At 61.8% G+C, this 19608-nt stretch carries 16 protein-coding genes; 12 read left to right on the forward strand and 4 right to left on the reverse strand.

The window, feature by feature from the left end:
- Nucleotides 1-13 precede the first annotated feature (13 nt).
- Nucleotides 14-1447, forward strand: coding sequence for a DUF1501 domain-containing protein (locus tag JSS27_07125; GenBank protein MBS0208709.1), 1434 nt, complete (start codon nt 14-16; stop codon nt 1445-1447).
- A gap of 82 nt (nt 1448-1529) precedes the next feature.
- Here JSS27_07125 and JSS27_07130 read toward each other — a convergent pair whose 3' ends face one another.
- The gene (locus tag JSS27_07130; protein MBS0208710.1) at nt 1530-2531 is read right to left on the reverse strand and encodes a purine-nucleoside phosphorylase; all 1002 of its coding nucleotides are present in this window, start codon (nt 2529-2531) and stop codon (nt 1530-1532) included.
- On the opposite strand from JSS27_07130, the gene ade reads away from it, so the two are divergent.
- A complete protein-coding gene (gene ade, locus JSS27_07135) occupies nt 2530-4167 on the forward strand; it encodes an adenine deaminase (protein ID MBS0208711.1) in 1638 nt (545 codons plus the stop codon). The genes JSS27_07130 and ade overlap by 2 nt on opposite strands.
- Before the next feature lie 36 nt (nt 4168-4203).
- Here the strand turns inward: ade and JSS27_07140 are convergent, their stop codons facing one another.
- Nucleotides 4204-5283, reverse strand: a complete 1080-nt coding sequence (locus JSS27_07140; GenBank protein MBS0208712.1) for a hypothetical protein — start codon at nt 5281-5283, stop codon at nt 4204-4206.
- A 690-nt stretch (nt 5284-5973) separates the two neighbouring features.
- On the opposite strand from JSS27_07140, the gene JSS27_07145 reads away from it, so the two are divergent.
- The 5 genes from JSS27_07145 (at nt 5974) to JSS27_07165 (ending at nt 12573) form a co-directional block, all read left to right on the forward strand.
- A complete protein-coding gene (locus tag JSS27_07145) occupies nt 5974-7230 on the forward strand; it encodes a PQQ-like beta-propeller repeat protein (protein ID MBS0208713.1) in 1257 nt (418 codons plus the stop codon).
- Nucleotides 7231-7280: 50 nt separating this feature from the next.
- Nucleotides 7281-8747 (forward strand): sulfatase, encoded by a 1467-nt coding sequence (locus JSS27_07150; protein MBS0208714.1) that lies wholly within the window; start codon nt 7281-7283, stop codon nt 8745-8747.
- A gap of 425 nt (nt 8748-9172) precedes the next feature.
- Nucleotides 9173-9418 carry a hypothetical protein gene (locus tag JSS27_07155; protein MBS0208715.1) on the forward strand — a complete coding sequence of 82 codons (246 nt, stop codon included), beginning with the start codon at nt 9173-9175 and terminating at the stop codon, nt 9416-9418.
- A 288-nt stretch (nt 9419-9706) separates the two neighbouring features.
- Nucleotides 9707-11152: a neutral/alkaline non-lysosomal ceramidase N-terminal domain-containing protein gene (locus JSS27_07160; protein ID MBS0208716.1), complete on the forward strand. Its 1446-nt coding sequence runs from the start codon at nt 9707-9709 to the stop codon at nt 11150-11152.
- A gap of 368 nt (nt 11153-11520) precedes the next feature.
- A complete protein-coding gene (locus JSS27_07165; GenBank protein ID MBS0208717.1) occupies nt 11521-12573 on the forward strand; it encodes a DUF1559 domain-containing protein in 1053 nt (350 codons plus the stop codon).
- Nucleotides 12574-12617: 44 nt separating this feature from the next.
- Here JSS27_07165 and JSS27_07170 read toward each other — a convergent pair whose 3' ends face one another.
- Together JSS27_07170 and JSS27_07175 are read right to left on the reverse strand one after the other, a co-directional pair.
- A complete protein-coding gene (locus JSS27_07170; protein MBS0208718.1) occupies nt 12618-14774 on the reverse strand; it encodes a protein kinase in 2157 nt (718 codons plus the stop codon).
- Nucleotides 14775-14913: 139 nt separating this feature from the next.
- Entirely contained in the window at nt 14914-15387 is a 474-nt protein-coding gene (locus JSS27_07175) for a hypothetical protein (protein MBS0208719.1), read from the reverse strand.
- Nucleotides 15388-15807: 420 nt separating this feature from the next.
- On the opposite strand from JSS27_07175, the gene JSS27_07180 reads away from it, so the two are divergent.
- From JSS27_07180 to JSS27_07200, 5 genes are all read left to right on the forward strand, one after another.
- On the forward strand, nt 15808-16242 hold the full coding sequence (locus JSS27_07180) for a hypothetical protein (protein ID MBS0208720.1): 435 nt from the start codon (nt 15808-15810) through the stop codon (nt 16240-16242).
- Between the two features lie 153 nt (nt 16243-16395).
- Nucleotides 16396-16671 (forward strand): helix-turn-helix domain-containing protein, encoded by a 276-nt coding sequence (locus JSS27_07185; GenBank protein ID MBS0208721.1) that lies wholly within the window; start codon nt 16396-16398, stop codon nt 16669-16671.
- Nucleotides 16672-17247: 576 nt separating this feature from the next.
- Nucleotides 17248-17730 carry a hypothetical protein gene (locus JSS27_07190; protein ID MBS0208722.1) on the forward strand — a complete coding sequence of 161 codons (483 nt, stop codon included), beginning with the start codon at nt 17248-17250 and terminating at the stop codon, nt 17728-17730.
- A 32-nt stretch (nt 17731-17762) separates the two neighbouring features.
- Entirely contained in the window at nt 17763-18041 is a 279-nt protein-coding gene (locus JSS27_07195) for a hypothetical protein (protein ID MBS0208723.1), read from the forward strand.
- Nucleotides 18038-19570, forward strand: coding sequence for a hypothetical protein (locus tag JSS27_07200; GenBank protein MBS0208724.1), 1533 nt, complete (start codon nt 18038-18040; stop codon nt 19568-19570). The genes JSS27_07195 and JSS27_07200 overlap by 4 nt, the downstream gene beginning before the upstream one ends.
- Nucleotides 19571-19608 lie beyond the last annotated feature (38 nt).

Raw genomic sequence — 19608 nt, forward strand, 5'->3', positions numbered from 1 at the left:
AAGGAGTCAGCCCATGTCGAACGGCTTTACGACTCGCCCGACGTCGGCGGCGCCCGCGGCCTGGAACTCGTTGCTGGCGCGGCGCGATTTGTTGCGCACCAGCGCGCTCGGCGTCGGGGCGTCGCTGTTGCCGGCCGGGCTGCGGCAATCGCTCGCCGTCGAGGCCAAAACACGCGAGGCTCGGTCGGTAATCCTGCTCTGGATGGCGGGCGGTGTGACGCATATCGATTCATTCGATCCCAAGCCCGACGCGCCGGAAGAAATCCGCGGCACGCTCGGCGCCATCAGCACCTCTTTGCCCGGCGTGCAATTCAACGAAGCCCTGCCCTGTCTGGCCCAGCAAGCCCACCGGCTGGCCGTGGTTCGTAGCTTTTCGCACGACACGAACGATCACTTCCTCGGCCAGGCCTGGGCACTGTCCGGGCGGCGTGCCACACCGGCGCAGATTACCAGCGAACCAAACGTCGGCGCCATCGTCTCGAAGCTGCACGGCTCACGAGCCGGCTTTCCTGGCTACATCGCCGTCCCCGGCACCACGCGCCCCGGGCCGCCCCCCAAGAATCTGTTCACCGGCGGCTGGCTCGGAATGCAGTATGGGCCGTTCTCGTCGGGAGGGACACCGCGCAACGAAGATTTCACCGCCAAGGTGGCCGAGGCCGATGAGACCGAGTTCAACCAACAATCGTTGCGTCTGCAAGCCGATGTCGATGCCGGTCGGATGACGCGCCGCCGCTCGCTGCTGGCCCAACTGGAAGATCGCGCCCGGGCTGCCGAGAAGCAAGCCGAGTTGGGCGCATACGACGGCCAGTTCGACAGCGCCTATCACATGTTGACCGCGCCGGTGGTCCGCCGGGCGTTCGACCTTTCGCAAGAAAGCGACGCCACCCGCGAACGCTATGGCCGGACCAAGATCGGCCAGCGCTGCCTGCTGGCCCGCCGACTGGTCGAGGCCGACGCGCCATTCGTGATGGTCGACTACGGCTACGACCCCGAGTTCGGCAACCTATGGGACAATCACTGCGCCCCTGGCCAGAATCAGCCGCACATTTCCCAGATGAGCAAGCTGCCGTACCATCTGGGCGGTTTCGATCGGGGCGCGGCGGCGCTGGTGGCCGACCTGGACGAGCGCGGGCTGCTGGACCGGACGCTGGTGGTATTTCTGACCGAGTTCGGCCGCACGCCTAAGATCAACAAGCTAGGCGGCCGCGATCATTGGGGAATGGCCGGCTCGATTTTCTTTGCCGGCGGCGGAGTGCGTGGCGGCCAGGTGATCGGTGCCACTGATCGCCAAGCCGGCTCGCCCACCACATCACCCTACGGCCCGTGGGACGTGGCGGCCACGATCTATCACGCGCTGGGCATTGATCCAGAGACGATTCTCCACGACCAACAGCGACGCCCGATGGCCGTCTTGCCGCAAGGGAAGACGATTCCGATGTTTGGTTGATCGTCCGTGGCCAGTTGTCCGTTGTCAGTTGCAAAGAGGCTACCCACCTGAGTGCAACTGACAACTGACGGCAATTCAAGCCTTAAGCCGCTTCGAGGTTTCTGAGGACGCTGCATACGACGGCCGCCAGCCGATTCGCTGCTTTCTCGGCCACGGCCACCACTTCGGCTCCGGTCACTTTGCCCAGCGCCTCGGGGGTACACAGGTTCGTCACCACCGACAGCCCTAGCACGCGCATCCCGGCGTGTACCCCGACGATCACCTCGGGCACGGTTGACATGCCGACCAGGTCGGCGCCGATCTGCCGGTAGAAGCGATACTCGGCCCGCGGTTCATAGTTCGGCCCCCGCACCGCCAGATAGACGCCGCGATGCACCGGAAAGTCGGCGGCCCGACCGGCCTGTTGAGCAAGGGCGATCAAGCGCGGGCAATAGGGCTGGCACATATCGGGCCAGCGCGAGCCCAGCCGTTCGTCGTTGGGCCCGACCAGCGGGTTGTCGAACGTCATGTTGATATGATCGTCCAGCGCGACGACGTCCCCTTGCTCGTAATAAGGGTTGATGCCGCCGGCCGCGTTCGACACGATCAGGATCTCGGCCCCCAGCGCCCGCATCACGCGCACCGGAAACGTGACCTGCCGTTGCGTGTAGCCTTCGTAGCCGTGGTTGCGACCTTGCATGGCCACGACCTCGACACCTTCCAACCGGCCACAGACGAGCCGCCCCTGGTGGCCGATAACTGTCGCACGAATGAAATGGGGCAGCTCGTGATAGTCGAATCGAGTGGCGTCCTCGAACCGCTCGGCCAGTTGTCCCAGGCCGCTCCCCAGGACCAGCGCCACCCGGGGCCGCCGCGCATGGCGCGCGCGAATCACCGCGGCCGCCGCCTGAATCTGGTCGTAAAGTTCGTCGCTCACCGGGCCTTGCTCCGCTGCTTTGGGGAGCGACCAGCATATCACGCCAGCTTGACCACTCGAAGGCCCCGGCTTGGCAAGCAAGACGCCCAACGAGTAGGCTTTCCCAACAACGGACCACGGACAACTGACTACGGACGATCCAGTGATTAACACCACGCACAAGAACATGCTCGGCGGCGACTTCACCGTCTCGGGCAACATCGTCGATATTCCTGGTCGAAAGATTTATGGCGGCACGGTCGAAGTTCGCGCGGGCCGGATCGCCGTAATCACGCCGAGCGATGAGAAGTTCGACACCTATCTGTTGCCCGGCTTTGTCGACGCCCACGTCCACGTCGAAAGCTCGCTATTGATTCCCAGCGAGTTCGCCCGACTGGCGGTCGTGCATGGGACGGTGGCGACCGTTTCGGACCCGCACGAGATCGCCAACGTGGTCGGGACGGCCGGCGTCGACTACATGCTGGCCGACGCGCGCCGCGCCCCGCTGAAGATTTCGTTTGGCGCCCCGTCGTGCGTGCCGGCCACGCCGTTCGATCACGCCGGCGCGACGCTCGGGCCCGAGGCCGTCGCCCAGTTGCTCGACCGCCCCGAGATTCGCTACCTGAGCGAGATGATGAACTTTCCGGGCGTCGTGTCGGGGGTGCCCGACGTGCTGGCCAAGTGTGCGGCGGCCCGCCAGCGCAACAAGCCGATCGACGGCCACGCGCCGGGCTTGCGCGGCGACGGGCTGGTCAAGTACATCGCCCAGCGGATCCTGACCGATCACGAATGCGTCGCCATCGACGAAGCCCGCGAAAAGCTCGAACGGGGGATGAAGATTCTGATCCGCGAAGGTTCGGCGGCGCGGAACTTCGACGCCTTGTGGCCGCTGCTGAAGGAAGCGCCTGACCGCGTGATGCTCTGTAGCGACGACAAGCACTCCAACGACCTGGTGCTGGGGCACATTGACGTGTTGGTCCGCCGGGCGCTGGCCAACGGGGTGCCGCTGTTCAACGTGCTGCAAGCCGCGTGCGTCAATCCGGTATTGCATTACGGCTTGCCGGTGGGGCTGTTGCGTGTTAGCGACCCGGCCGATCTGATCGAGGTTGACAGCCTGGAACAGTTCGCCGTGCTGCGAACCTGGATCGACGGGACGCTGGTGGCCGAGCGGGGCAGTTCATTGTTGCCCCATCGCCCCGGCGCGCCGATCAACCAATTTGCCGCCCGGCCTAAGTCGCCCGCCGATTTCGCCCTCAAAGCCGAGGGACGCGTGGCCCGGGTGATTGAAGCGGTCGACGGGATGATTATCACCCGCCGCAGCCAGACAACCGTGAAATTCGAAAACGGCTTGGTCGTCGCCGACCCCGCCAACGACGTGCTGAAAATCGCCTCGGTCGATCGCTATGCCGACGGGCGTCCCTCGGTGGTGCTCGTGCGCAACTTTGGACTCCGACACGGAGCGATCGCCTCGACCGTGGCCCACGACTCGCACAATATCGTGGCCGTCGGGGCCGACGATGCGTCGTTGGCTCGGGCTGTGAACCTGCTGGTCGAGAACCAGGGTGGCATCTCGTGCGTCGGCCCGGGCGTCGAGGCGGTGTTGCCGTTGCCGGTCGCCGGCTTGATGAGCGGTGACGACGGCTACCGTGTGGCGGCCGAGTACGCGCGGCTGGACGAGTTGGCCAAGCAGCTCGGTTCGCAGTTGGCCGCGCCGTACATGACGCTGTCGTTCATGGCGCTGCTGGTGATTCCAACGCTCAAGCTCGGCCCCGAGGGGCTGTTCGACGTCGATCAATTCGCGCCGGTCAGCCTGTGGGTCGAGTGAAATCGCAGGAGTTGCTGTGCCATATAAGCACGACGCTTAGCCGCCGCTTTCAAGCGGCGGTAGTGACTGGCGGGTGAAGAATGTTTCGAGCAGCACTTCGCACCAATTGCGAGTTTCGTGATCGGCCGACTGTGGCAGCCGATCGAGCAGTTGCCGCAGCTCGCGCCCACCGGTCGGCCAGCGCAGACGCACCGCCAGGGCCACGTCGTTCAGGATTTGATACGCCCGGGCTCGCGACAGCCCGAGCGGGTGATGCACGCTGACGAGGCCCGGCTGAGCCAGGCGAATCGCCACCAGCTTCCGCGCCAACTCGGCGATGTGGCTTCCCAGGTCAATGGTGGTCTGCCGCAACAGCGCGTCGAGCAATGTCGCCTGCCAATTCGGCGGCAGCGACACTTCATCGTTGGCAGCCAATCGATCCTGCCATTGCTTGTGGACCTCTGTCACCGCTGGTACTGCCGGAGCGCTCGGCGACAACTTTGCCCCCGACGAAATCGCACGGTGCAGTTCGTGAAACACGCGAATAATCGCGGCCATGCGTTTGCGGCCGTGGGCCCGCAGCAGGCGAATCTCGGCCAGAGTCAGCCGCGTGTAATTGCCCAATGGCGTCCGCCACGACGTGCGGGGCAGATGCCGCAGCGAACGAACGAATTGACCCAACGGCGCGCTTTCCAGCTCGTGGGCCACGGCCTCGCGCCGCCATTGCTCCCAGGTGTGCTCGGCCACGGCCTGGGGATCAAACGCGCTGTTTGTGCGCTCGGCGGCAGTCGCGACAACGACATCGATCGACACGTTTGGCGTCGACTGCGACTCGGCACGCGATTGCTGCAGTGCTCGCGACAGCAACTGGACTAGCGTGGCAAGCTTGCGCGGGCCGATGCTCGGGATCTGCTGTACGTCGTGCCAGCTCAGCGCCAACACGTCGTCCAACGGCCGCTGGAGCAGCGGGCGCGGCAACCAGCGATCGACCGGCAGGCTCCAATAGGCCAGCGGCTTGTCGGCGTCCAACGATTCGCGATGCTGGGCAAGATGCTCGCGCAGTTGCTCGAAGCGCTGGGCAAAGGGATCACGTGAAGGACGTTCCAGGCCCTCGAAGTTCTTTACGGTGGCAATCATGATTCAACTCATGTGTATGAGTGTGCGTGGAGATCGACCCAAGTGCCGCGTGCTGCCGATCGTTGGTCGGCGCAGGCCCCTCGATGGAACGAGGCCCCGCGCCACGCAACCGGCAGCTAGGTACAGCGACAGGCACACTCGGCGCAAAGAATCGCGCGATGAATGTTCGGCGCGTGAAGGGGGTCCGACGCCACGACCGCCGCGCCGACAGCGGCGCGCCAGGCGTCAGCGAGGCCGGCGAGCTTCGAGAGCAATGGAATCCGTGACAGGCAGTGCATACGTCCACTCCGACGTTTGCGTGTGCCTCTGGTCGTTCCAGTCAGCATCGCGGGAGGAAAGGAAAAAGTTCGGGTTCTTGCTGGTCCGGTCGTCCGGCTCAGGTGCCAGGAATCGGCCATTTTTTGGACCGCCCAGGCATATTCGGCCAGCAGGTTCCGACCAGTAACTTCCGATGGGTAAGCAGCTTACAACTAAACATAATGTTTGTCAACATGGTGATCTATAAAATTAAGTTCGGCTCGCGGGCGTCTATTTCTTGAGGGCCTGGCGCCTAATCGCTAACTCTGCTGCGCAATTAAGCTTCAGGCTGCGCATGGAGTGGGATTGGCTGCTGGCTTGCGGTGGTCACGTTAGAATGTGCATTCAGTTTCTCCGATCGATCGACCGGGCTCTTTTTGCGGAGTTCGCGCTGTGCGACTGAGTATTACCGTGCGGCTGAACATCGTGGCTTCGATCTTCGCGCTTGTCTTCGTCACGGCGGGCGCCTTGCCGGCTGCTGAACTGAATTGGCCGCGCTGGCGCGGACCGCAAGAAAACGGTCACACCACCGAAACCGGCTTCCCCAAGCAGTTCACAACGGCCGACGTTGAATGGAAGCTGAAGTTGCCCGGCATCGGCCAATCGTCGCCGATCCTGTGGGGAGACCAAATCTTCTTGACCGCGTCGCTCGAACGTGGCAAGGAACGAATCGTCCTCTGCGCCGATCGCAACTCGCACCAGATCGTCTGGCAACACTCCGCCTGGACCGGCGCGCCCGAGGAGAGCCACAAAATGAACGGCTGGGCCTCGGCCACGTGCGTCACCGACGGCAACGTGGTCGTGGCGTTCTTTGGCCGCGGTGGCCTGCACGCCTATGCGCTCGATGGCAAGCCATTGTGGTCGCGCGACCTGGGCAAGTTCGAAAGCCCGTGGGGCGTGGCCTCCTGCCCGATCATCGTCGGCGATCTGGTAATTCAGAATTGCGACGCCGACGCCGACGCTCACATCATCGCGCTCAACAAGAAAACTGGTAAACAGGTGTGGCGCACGCCGCGACCTGAGCATCGGGGCTGGAGCACGCCGGTTGTCGTTCGCGCCGGCGACCACGATGAACTGGTGGTGAATGGCCATGCTGGCCCGATTGGTTATGATCCGAAGACCGGCAAAGAGCTTTGGAATTGCAAGAGCTTCAACGGTCGTGGTGAGCCGACCGTGACGCCGGCGGGCGACGTGCTGTGCGTGGTGAACGGACTGCCAGGCGACTTCTATGCGGTTCGGCCCGGTGGCAAAGGGGACGTGACGGCCACGCACATGGCCTGGCACACGCCGCGCAAGGGTGGCCGCGATTGCCCCTCGCCAATCGTGATTGGCAATTACGTGCTCGTCTGCGACATGAAGGGGGTCGCCACTTGCTACGAGACGACCAAGGGAAAGGAAGTCTGGAAGGAGAGGCTCGGCTCGAACTACTCGGCCTCGCCGATCGCGGCCGACGGGCTGGCCTACTTTGTCAGCGAAGATGGCGTAACCAAGGTCATTCGCCCAGGCCCCAGCTTTGACCTGGTCGGTGAAGGAAAGCTTGACCCTGCCGACGACGAGCTCTTCCGCGCGTCGATCACGCCCAGCCAGGGGCAGTTGTTCATCCGCTCGGACCAGGTGCTGTACTGCGTCGGCAAGCGAAGCGAAAAGTAGCATGCTCGCGGCCTTTTCGCTCACCCTCCCCCGCGATGAGGATTCGCGTCATGACTGGTTCGTTGAGCATCACAAGATTTCTACGCCGATGTGCGCTGGCGGCCGCGGCGCTGCTGGTGACAACGAGCAACCTCCAGGCCGCCAAGCAGCCGAACATTCTGTTCTTGCTCTCTGACGATCACAGCGCGCCGTACCTGGGCTGTTATGGTTGCCCCGATGTGCGGACGCCGAATCTCGACCAGTTCGCGGCCGAAGGGTTGCGCTGCGATCGGATGTTCGTCACCTGTCCGCAATGCGTGCCGTCGCGGGCTTCGCTGATGACGGGGCAATCGCCCGTGGCGGTGCGGATGGTCCGGTTCACGTCGCCGCTGCCGGCGGGCGTGGCGGCGCTGCCTGACCTGTTACGCGACAAGGCGGGCTACTTCACCGGTGTCGGCGGTCGCAGCTACCACCTCGACGGCCCACCGGCCAATGGTCTTCACGCCGCGCCGGTGACGAATGAAGTGATGGAACGGCATCACCTCCGCACCTTCACCGAGCGTGTCGACTATCACGAAGGCCCGCGCCCAGGCGGGTGGAAGAGTTTTGACGATCGGCTGACGGCGTTTCTCGATGCCGCGCCGGCCGACAAGCCTTGGTTCTTCTGGCTGGGGTTCAGCGATCCACACCATCCGTGGCAAGCCGAGGGGAAAGACAGCTCGCCCGACCCGGCCAAGATCACGTTGCCGCCACACTTGCCCGATTTGCCTGGCGTGCGCGGCGACTTGGCGCGTTACCTGGCCGAGATCGAGCACCTGGACGACGACGTGCAACGGGTGCTTGACGTGCTGGCGGCGCGCGGCTTTGCCGATAACACGCTGGTCGTGTTCATGGGTGACAATGGCATGGCCCTGCCTCGGGGTAAAGGAGCGCTGACCGATCCGGGCATCAACGTGCCGCTGTTGGTCCGCTGGCCGGGTGTGGTCAAGCCGAGCTCGAGTTCAAAAGAATTGATCTCGGGCGAGGACTTCGCACCGACAATCTTGCAAGCCGCCGGATTGACACCGCCCAAGGAGATGAGCGGTGTGAGTTACTTGCCCCTGTTGCGTGGCGAAGCGCACGAGCCACGGAAGTACGTCTTTGCCGAGCGCGGCCCGCACGGTGGCGACGGCGCGATGAAGCCCGATATCCTGGCGGCGACGTTCGACTTGGCGAGGTGCGTGCGTTCGGACAAGTACAAACTGATTTATAATTGCACACCGCACCAGGCCGTCGCCCCGGTCGACAGCCAACGCGACCCAGGCTGGCAAGAGATTCTAAAGGCGCACGCCGACAAGACATTGCCCGGGGTGTTCGAGCGCGTCTACTTCACATTGCCGCGAGCGACTTTCGAGTTGTACGACCTGGATGCCGACCCCGGCGAGCTGAGCAACCTGGCCGGCAACGCCGAAGTCCGCGAGGTGGAACTGGAACTAAAGCGCGCGCTGGCCGAGAAGATGATCCTCGACTGGGACTTCTTGCCGCTACCGGTTCGGTGAATAGGACTTTGCCACGGAGGCACTGTGACACGGAGGTTGGCACGGAGAGTGGATTGAGAAAGGGGGGCAGCCTTTTGAAGTGCGCTTACCGAAACAGATAGGTTCTTGCCGAACGCGATCACGTGGCGGCGTTATTTGGCGAGTTGGAAGGAGCCATTCTCCGGCGATTCGCATTAGCGGTGGCACTGCCAGCATTTCTCAGCGGAATTACAGCTCTTTGATTTCTTTCTGGCTAGGGCCACCCCCAGTTAGTGGCAAATCACTGCCAGGCAACCACTTAGATTACAAACGGGCGGTTTTCTCTTGTCGAAATAATTACAGATGCGTAATATTCAGGCTGGAAACTTACGATAATGTAATCATCGCCGGAGCGTCGATGGAACGCCGCTCATAGCCCGCACGCCATCTCGGAAAGGACCGCTGTCATGGAACGCCTGAAGCCATTTGAACTGTTGGAAGATTTGCAACCGGGCCGCTCGGCCAAGGCCGTGCTGTTGCAGTGGGACGGCCAGAAGTACGCCCGCTCGAACCAGAAAGTCGAGTTGCACGAGTTCGTCGGCACCCACGGCGACCGCGGCGACCGCGGTTACTGCTTCTACTCGGAAGACTCGGGACGCTGGGAAGCCGCCAGCGGCTTGTTCGAGCAAGTTGCTGGCTGGTTGCCGACCTAGCAGCCAAAAAGTTGCTGGTTGCCAGTTCCTAGTTGCGAATGATTTACGTCGCTCGTTAGCCGCTACGTTCCAGCGGCGTTTGAAGCGTGTTGGTGCAGGATGCTTCAAGCGGTGACCCATGTCACCGGCTAACGGGCGCTCATTTTGGTGCCGATTCGCTCTCCTCGTTCGGCAGTCGCGCGATTGGCTTGCGACCGATTGCATCGCGCGACGCGGCGGTTGATAATCGACGCGGTTCGACTTACCCGCGTCTCCATCCCGCCCCTTGCTCTCGCCGAAGGTCAATCGATGCGTTATCTCGTTGCCACGTACGTTGCCGCGCTCGTTACATGTTCGTTGCTCGCGTCAACCGCGATTGCCGCTGAACCAGCCCAGCAGTTCCGCGCCGGCGCCGCCACCAGCAACATCACACCATTGCTTGGCGAGCCGATTGTCGGCGGCTTTTCGCCGTTTCCGTCCAAGCACATTCACGACGAGCTGCACGCCCGCTGCCTGGTGCTGGACGACGGCGCGACGCGCATCGGGATCGTGGTCTGTGACAACCTGGGATTGAATCGCGAGATTTGCGATGCCGCGAAAAAGCTGGCGTCGACCGCGACGGGCATTCCGACGAATCGGATCCTGATCTCGGCCACTCACACGCACAGCGGCCCGCCCGCGCGCGGCTCGCGACTGCTCGAGCCGAATCAGCCGCTGACCGATTACCAGCAACTGTTGATTCGCCGCATTGCCGACGGACTGACGCGGGCGAACAACAACTTGGAGCCGGCCCGAGTCGGCTGGGGCGCTGGTAGTGAACCTTCGCAAGTGTTCAATCGGCGCTGGCGGATGAAGACGGCCAGCGACATGGAAAACCCATTCGGCGGCGTCGACCAGGTGCGAATGAACCCGCCCGGCGGCAGCCCGAACCTGATCGAACCGGCCGGGCCGACCGATCCCCAGATTTCGTTCTTGTCGGTGCAAAGCGTCGATGGCCGGCCGATCTCGCTGGTGGCGAACTATTCGCTGCATTACGTGGGCGGCGTCGGCGACGGCCACGTCTCGGCCGACTATTTCGGCGTGTTCGCCCAGCGGATGACCGAACTGTTCGACGCCGGACGACAAGGCCGACCGTTCGTCGCCATGCTGAGCAACGGGACCAGCGGCGATATCAACAACATCAACTTCCGCCAGCCGCGCGGCCGCCAGGCCCCCTATGAACAAATGCAGCGGGTGGCGAACATGGTGGCGGCCGAGACGTTCCGCGCGCACCAGGCGATTGAGTTCAAGCCGCAGGTCTCGATCTCGATGCTCCAGCGCGAGCTAACGCTGGCCACGCGGCGGCCGACGACCGAGCAACTGGAGCGGGCCAAAAAGCTGGTCAGCGGCGAGCAGAAGCCGAGCCACAAGCTCGACGTGGTCTACGCCAACCGGACGATCGATCTGGCCGACGCGCCGGCCGAAGTGACGATCGTGTTGCAGGCGATTCGGATCGGCGATCTGACCATCGTGACCAGCCCGTTCGAGACCTTCGCCGAAACCGGGCTGGAACTGAAGCAGCGCAGCCCCTTCCCGCGGACGTTCACGATCGAACTGGCCAACGGCAGTTACGGGTACTTGCCCACGCCCGAGCAGCACCGACTGGGCGGCTATGAAACGTGGCTCGGCACGAACCGGGTCGAAGTCAACGCTTCGCGCAAGCTGACCGATACGCTGGTGGGGATGCTTGAGGAACTGCGGTCGGAAGGAAAGTAGGAAATGATGAATGCTGAGTGATGAGTGATGAATCGGAATGCGGCAGGCAGCTTGCCGCCTTACTCATCATTCAGCACTCAGCATTTCCCTAGCCCCTCTTCCCATGCCCCTCCAACGCTTTCTCGACGCCCAGGCTTCCTCGTACGACACGGCGTTGTCCGCGCAACAAACACCAAAGTCTGACGACTTCGGCTACATTCGGCGCACAAGCGAACATCGCCACGACCCTGGTTGGCAATGGGTTCGCGGCGCCGCTAGAATGCCCGCGCGTGCCAATGGTCCGAGTCACTGTGACACACAACACCGGGGGGCAAATCATGTGGGTCTGGCGTCGTTCGCGTCGTCGCGGGAATGCCGCGGTTCAGCTAATGTTTGCGGTCGCCATCGTGGCCTTGCTGGTGACGATGGGCCTGCGCGGCGTGATGAAAGCCCGCGAAACGGCACGCAGGCTGCGCTGCTCGCAGCAAATGCGCGACTTGTCGATGGCAACATTGCAATATGAAATTGACCGGCGCTCGTTTCAGGGCTATCGCAATGTTCTGCTGATGACGAACAACGAGCCCTACCGAAACACGGCCGGTGAAGGGGGCGTCAGTTGGCTGGTGCCGCTATTGCCGTACCTGGACTTCGCAACCGTCTACGACACGTATCGCACGCCGGGCCAAGGGGCCGCGGCCGAGAAGATCGTGATCGAAAACCTGACCTGCCCCAGTGACGTGCCGAGCGAGTTGGGACGCCCTTGGCTGGCCTATGTGGTGAACACCGGCTGTATTGACGCCAAGGGCGTAGCGCGGAGCGAGAACTCGATGGGGCTGCCGCGCGACTGGCCGGCCAACGGCGTGTTCTTCGACCGCTACACGGGCAATCCAACGTCCCAGACCAGCAAGGAGCGCGAAGCCGGGGCCAAACTCGACAAGGTTCCCGTCGTCGCGCAGGCGACCGGTTGGATTAACGCGCGCGACGGCATAACTCAAACCTTGCTGTTCTCCGAGAACCTGGATCACGGGCTGATGACCGACGTTCACGAAGCGCCGCTGGGGATGATCTGGGACATTGCGTCCCAGGTAGCCGGAAATGTTGATGAAGTTCTCCCGGGCGGCCCACCACCGGTGGCAATTCCGAGCAAGAAGTCCTACCGGATCAATTCGCGCCATCTGGCCAAGCAGGTCCAGGCCGCCGCGAAACCAGAGATCAACAAGCCAACGTACGATTACAGCCGGCCGTCGTCCGTACACCAGGGAGGGGTGAACGTGGCGTTCTGCGACGGGCACGTCGGCTTCTTGAGCAACGATTTTGAATACTTCGTCTATTGCTTGCTGATGTCGGCCGACGGCAAGAACGTGCGCAAGCCCGGGGAAATCCAGAAGCGCGAGAACAACTGGTTCAAGCTGCCGATCGAGGATGCGTGGCTGGGAGAGTAACGATTATTTCCCCAAGCGTTGCCGTTCGGCAATCCACGCAATGACTACTTGCCGCCGACCGGGACCGGCGCAGGCGTGGCCCCTAGCGCTGGATCGTTCCACTCGATCTTGCAGTTCGGCAAGGCCTTGTGCAGCACGGCAACACTGGCGGCCGTGACTTGCGTGTTCACGATGCTCAGTCGTTTCAGGCTGGGCATGTTGGTCAGCAGCAAAATGTCGGATACCTGGGTGCCATTGCAAAGCAAAGCCGTCAATTCCATCCCCTGCAGCGGAGCAAGGTCCGTAACCTTCGTGTGGTAAACATGCAGATCGGTCAGCGGCATCCCTTGCAAAGGGGACAAGTCGGCAACACGATTGGCGCCACAATTCAAAAAGGTCAACCGCAATCCTTGCAGGGGGGACAGATCGGCCAGTCGCCCCCGGCCGGTCCTGCTGCCATAACAGCCGAGACCTTTCAGTTCGCGCAGCCCCCTCACCGGCGAAATGTCAGACACGTTGTCGGTCGAGAACCCGACCGCCGCGACCACGCCGTGCTCGATCACGGGAGGTCCAATGCCGTTGAGCCCTGTCAGCTTGCCATCAAAGCTGGGGTTCAATTCCATCAGCTTCTTGCTGACGGCTTCGATCTGCTGTTCGGGCGCTAGTTTCGCGGTCACGGCTTCCCAATTCTTGAAGGCTGGTGACTGGTAGGTGGTGATGCGATTGCCGGTTCCCTTCGCCACGTCAGCCACCAACTCGCAGGCCGGCGTGGGCTCCCCTTCGACAGGGCCGGGCTGAGCGGGTGCTTTTTCGCCGCTGTCGGGGGCGACACGTGCGACTTCGCTTCCCTGGTCGCCTTGATTGATCCGCCAGACGCCGAATGCAATGACCAGACATGCGGCCACACCGGCGGCGATCAACACCTTGGTGTTCTTCCCCGGGGAGGTATTGCCGCCAGCCGTAGCGACACACGACTGATCGCGCTGGACTGCGAACTGGCTGTGGGGGTCGGTATCCATCTCGGGCGAAAGATGCGAAACCGTCTTGTCGTGCGGGCTTTTGAGATCTTGCGACCCCGACGCCGTGCGCGCGCCGCTTTTCACGCCGCTGGCCGTCGTGGCGGACGTTGCCCCAACTGCGGAAGCACCCAGCGCCGACAAGCCGCCGTGCGAAAATGAGCCGCTGCCGCTCAGCGTAGCGTTCCCCTCCGGGTGACGAAACGCTTCAAATGCCGCCACTACTTCACCGGCCGTCTGAAACCGATCTTCGGGCCGCTTGGCGACCATCTTCTGGAACAGGCGATCCAACTCGACGGGTACATCCGCGCGCTTGGCACCCAAGGAAGGAATCGGATCGTTCGCGTGGCCCAGAATCTTCTGCACCGCCGACACGCCGCCATAAACACTTTCGCCTGTCAGCAAGCGGTAGAGCGAGCAACCCAGGCTGTAGATATCGCTGCGCGCGTCGGCGCGACGCGTATCGCTGGCCTGTTCCGGGGCCATATAGTCGACCGTCCCAATCACCGTGCCAGAGTTCGTCAGTTGATAGTCCGCAGCACTGGCCCCTTCGATGCGCGCCAGCCCCATGTCGAGAATCTTGACCGTCCCCTCGCGGTCGACCAGCAAGTTTGCCGGCTTGATGTCGCGGTGAACGATCCCCTTGCCGTGGGCATAAGCCAAGCCGCGGGCGGCTTGGATGATACAATCGACGGCTTCGTCCAGGGGAAATGGGCCGCGCTCCTTGGACGCCGCCGAGAGATCCTGTCCGTCGACGTACTCCATGACCAGGTAATGCACCCCCTTGCACTCGTCGGCATCGTCGGCATGCACGATGTTGGGATGCGCCAGCCGCGCGGCCGCTTCGACTTCGCGCTGGAAACGGCGAATGGCGTCTTTGTCTTTGCTCAGCGTGGCGGGCAGCAGCTTGATCGCGACCAGGCGCTTCAGCTTGCGATGACGCGCCTGGTAAACCTGCCCCATGCCGCCGGCGCCAATCTTGTCGAGCAGGACGTATTGATTGAGGACCAGCGACTGGGCACGGCCGGCCAGGATTTGCTGGGCCTGAAAATCGGTGAGGACGCCCCGTTCGACCAGCAGCCTGGCCAGCGTGTCGGCATCTCGCGGCGCGGCGACGAGCGAGTCCCAAATCGCCTGCGACTCATCGGCGGGCAGAATGCCCGAGTCAACAAAGGCCTTGCCCAGTTGTTCCGCCGTCAACGCCATCGCGCCTCCCCCTCTCGAGCAGTCATTCGATCATAGCCAACGGGGGTGGGCTTTGGAACCTTTGACGAAATAGGCGATTGCCCTTAGCGGGCGACGGATTAGCGACCTTTGTCAGGTACGGGTTATCTGACACCAGAGACTAACTCACGAGTATCGACTTCACTACACCCGCGAAAACAATCAACGCGAGAAGACCTACCATGAGCCACAGGAATACTCTGAACCAGTCGCGCGGCGGTGCCGGCCGCTTGTCGGCGCGAAGCCGGTTCATGTAAAGCTGCAGGTCTTCGCCCGTTTCTGTCCAGTTGCATTGGCCCAACGGAACATGCGTTTGGCATCCGCAGCAGTACGTGTTGTCCGACATATATAGAAACGGATTGGCGAGATAGCTGCGAACAATCTTCTCGGGCATGACGGTCTGCACACCGCAGCTTCGATGCACATACACGGTCGGGACGCCCGACAAATCACCTGCAACTTGCTCCTCATGGGGTAACGAAACGTAGTCGGTATGCTGTCCATCGGATCGCAACTTGAGGTGCTGTGCTTGATGAGCAGGAAACGCGGACTCATCAAAATCGAGGTGACAAAATGGACAACGGATGGTGGCCATGAGCGATCCTTAAGTTCTGGCAGGTGAGCAACCCTATCTGACTTCTGAAAAGAACTCGGCGCACAAAAAAAGCCGGCGTCGAGATTGTGCTCGACGCCGGCTTCTATTCTAAGTGGTTGGGGCCGGGATTGAACCGGCGACACATGGATTTTCAGTCTCGACTGAGGGCTACGCCATACGGCGCCAGGACTACGCTTACCGCTTTGGTCAGCCAACACTTGCGCCGTATGGCCGTAGTCGACTGAAGAGTTCATGTAACCCTCAAACGAGAGGGACCAATGCGGGAAGCATGCGGGACAGGATACCGCAAAGCTTTGGTCCCTATCTCTCTCTAAAACTTTCGCCCTTGCCTCTTTTTTCTCACTGCCTAGGGTTGGAATTGTGCGAATGATAATTTCGCAATGAGAACGAGGCGCGGTCGTGGCATTCATTCTTCCTGAAATCGCAAAGCTGGTCGACGTTCCTTACTCGACCTTGTACCGCTTGCTGCGGCAGTGGGCAATTCGCCCCTCGATCAAGCCAGCGGCTAATTCAGGGTCCGAAGGGCTGTATTCTGCCCGGGACGTACTCACGATTTCGGTTTGCTCTTACCTGTATCGTCGCGGCTTTGGAACGGAAACCATTTTGAAGGCGGTTCGCTTTCTTCAGCGTGCCAACCTGGAACGCCGCTTTGCGGCTGGGGAGCGTTACCTAATCGCGACGCCCAAGCAACTGTTCATTGCCCGGGGCGATGCCGTCTTTTCGACGCGCAAGCCCGGTAGCGTGGCCCTGGTATGCCTTGACCTGCCAGTGATTCAGCAAGCGATTACCAAACTGAAAACCCCGATTCAGGAGGAAATCGCCGCAGCATCCTAACAATTCGATCGGCCTCCCCAAGCCGCTACCCGGTAACAGATTCGCTAAAACCACCACCCGTCAAGGGATCAGGAGACAGCCGGGCCAGCACTTGGCCCAGTTGCGCTCTTGTGGTTGGCCAACCTATTACCGTGTTGCGGCTTTTTTTGCGCGATGGCCGAAATCAAAATAGATCAAAACGAGTTGCGACCGATCGTCGAATTGGTCACTCGCGAAGTCCTGGCTGGGCTCAAACTCAATCAGCCCGCCGTTGAACGCTTGGCCTACTCTGAGGCCGAAGCGGCTCGCCTCTTGGGAATCAATAGGCACGTGCTGCGCGACGAACGAAGGCGCAACCGCATTCAAGCATCAAGGATCGTCGGCAATCGCATTCGTTATTCGCACGACGACCTGACCGCGTACTTGGCAAAGAATCGAACCGGAACCTGAGTTGGTTCTATTAATAGAACGAAAAAAGCCCGCGTCGGGGTGGCATCCCAAACGCGGGCCAAAGTCTAAACACGACAACTGTAAATCTACCATGCTGCACAACGGCAAGAAAGTCCGCGAACGTCGGCGACCGGCAAACAATGCCGAGCAGACTACGTTGCTCCGACCGGACCCACGCGGCTTGGCGGCTGGAAGACTTGCAACGGAGCTTGGCCGATATGCCAAGCGTGGAAAGCGCCGCAGTACGGCGACCGTGAAGGGATTCGCAACCCCCGACGGCGATAACAGCGGTTCAAAACCGGGCAACGCCAACCCATGCACCCCGGTCGGGCACAACAGCCGCTGCGAATCGTCGGCCACGGATGGACAACACACCGTCCGCCGCTGAGTCGTGCTTAGACCTAATTCAAAAGCTGATCGGGCTAAGTGCCCGTGATTGGGTGCGGTATGGACCAGAAGAGTGATTGGCCGAGAGTGAACGAAAAACTTTCCAGAGAACCGACGATGCCGGATCGGCCATCAACGGATTGGGAATCCATTGTTCGGGCCACGCAACTGAACTAGCGGACTGAAGTTATGAAAGCCCTCGCGACAAACCCGCATCCGTCCCTCGATCAGGTGCCAAAGGGCAGTAGTAAAGGCGGTGCGCCCAAGGGTAACGGCAACAGCATTCGATCGGGCCTGACTGCCGCGTTAGCGACCGGGAACTTGCCCAGAGGCTGCGGTTGGGTGCGAGCGCTCGTTAAAGGGCTGAAGCGCGCTTTAGAGGCCGCTGTCGTGACCAATAAGGGCCAACTGTCGATTTACGATGCCGCGCTCATTCAAACCGCTTGCCGTTGGGAACAGCATGCTTTGTTAGCGCAACGCTGGTTGCGTTTGGAAGGCGTTGCAATGAACGCTGACCAGCGGCTTGCCTACAGCCGCGACGTGGCCCGGTCATCGGCCGAACGCGACAAGTGCCTGAAGGCGCTGGGGCTGGAAAAGCCGCTGAACGTGCTGGACGCGCTGTATAGCGACCCGCCCAGCGAAGGCGAACCGCAAGCGACCGAACCGAACTAGCGCGGTTCTATTAATAGAACGGAGTGCCAACGATGGCCGACGACGAATACGTGAAGCTTGCCCCGGAAGATTTAGCGATCATCAAAAAGTTTATCACTGCTGAAGTTACGGCGGCGGCGCTGGCCATTTGCGACAACCTGCATCGGCTGACCGAATGCTTTGCCGACGTACAGCAAGCCCAAACTTTGATTGTGCAGGGCCAGATTTCGTTGGAACGCAAGTTAGGACTGTTTGAAAAGCTGGTGGCCAAGCGTCTGACCGAAGATACCGACGACTGGTGGAAGCGTGGCGAAGGCGAAACCGACGAATGAACCTACTTGCCTTCCAAAACGATCCTGCGGCCTTCCGTGCCGCGTTGCTGATCGACGCCGACGACGGCCCGGTCAGGCTGGGCAACGCTTTGGATGCGTGGCAGTCGCGCGATTTTCTGGCGCTCGACCCCGCATGGCGGCGCGTGGTCGGGCACGATGTTTCGCCCCCCTGTTTACGGGCATGGCTGGAACGTCCGCGCGGTCATTCCAAAACGTCCGACTTGGCCACGATGATTAGTTGGGCGCTGTTTGCCAGCAGACGCCGCTTGGCGGGCGTCTGCGCCGCTGGCGATCAGGACCAGGCCCGCTTGCTGCGCGATGCCGTGGCCAAGCTGACGGCGCTCAATCCGTGGCTGGGCGAATTGCTGGACGTGCAACGCGACCGCATCGTCAACCGCCGCACTGGCAGCGAGTTAGCGATTCTGACCAGCGATGCCCCGACCAGCTATGGCTTGACGCCCGACTTTATCATCTGTGACGAACTGACCCATTGGGCCAATCGCGATCTATGGGACAGCTTGTTTTCGTCGGCCGCCAAGCGCGCGTCGTGTCTGTTGCTGGTCATTACGAACGCTGGTTGGGTAGACAGTTGGCAATTCGAGACACGCGAAGCCGTCCGCACCGATCCGCGTTGGCACTTCCATCGTCTCGACGGTCCTCAAGCCAGTTGGATCACGGCGGATCGTCTGGCGGAACAAGAGCGACTGTTGCCCGCCAAGGCGTATCGGCGCTTGTGGCTTAATCATTGGAGCGACGGCGCGGGAGATGCCCTGGACGATGGCGACGTGCGCGCGGCTTTGACTTTAAGTGGCCCGCCCAACGGCCCGCAACGCGGCTTTGCCTACGTTGCTGGCCTCGACTTGGGCTTGGCCCGCGATGCTTCGGCCCTGGTAGTGCTGGGCAAGCACGTCGGCTGGACCGAACGCCAGCCGCGACCCAAGCGGACGATACGGAACCGCGTGCTTCAGGCCCTAGACGACCTGGACGACACGCCCAGCGCGGTTCTTCCCGAGTTAGACGCCCATTACCACGAAGGAACAGGCCGCTTGCAACTGGCGGCGGTGCGCATTTGGCGGCCGATGCCCGGTCATCGGGTGCAACTCGAAGACGTGGAAGCCGAGTTGCTGCGCCTGCACAAGCAATTTCGACTGGTGACGCTCGCCGCCGATCCGTGGCAGGCCGAGTTCCTGTTACAGCGCTTGCACAAGGCGAACTTGCCGACGGAACCGATTCCGTTCAGCGGCTCGAATCTCATGGCGATGGCGCGGGCTACGCTCGATGCGTTTCGAGAACATCAGATTGATTTGTTTCGCCAAAGCGACTTGCTGGCCGACTTGAAAGCCCTGCGCGTCGTCGAACGCAATTATGGTTTTAGGCTTGACTGTGGAACGAGAAGTTCAGAGAGTGAAGGTGCTGGTACGCGGCATGCCGATGCCGCAACGGCATTCGCGCTCGCTTCTCTTGCAGCGAGCCGGGTACGTGGGGCGAACACCACGACCAATCACGGCCCACTTGTGTGGTGCCCGTAGTTCCCGCGATTTGACCACGTGGTCAATAGCGTGCCTCT

Source organism: Planctomycetota bacterium (assembly GCA_018242585.1).
GTDB lineage: Bacteria > Planctomycetota > Planctomycetia > Pirellulales > PNKZ01 > JAFEBQ01.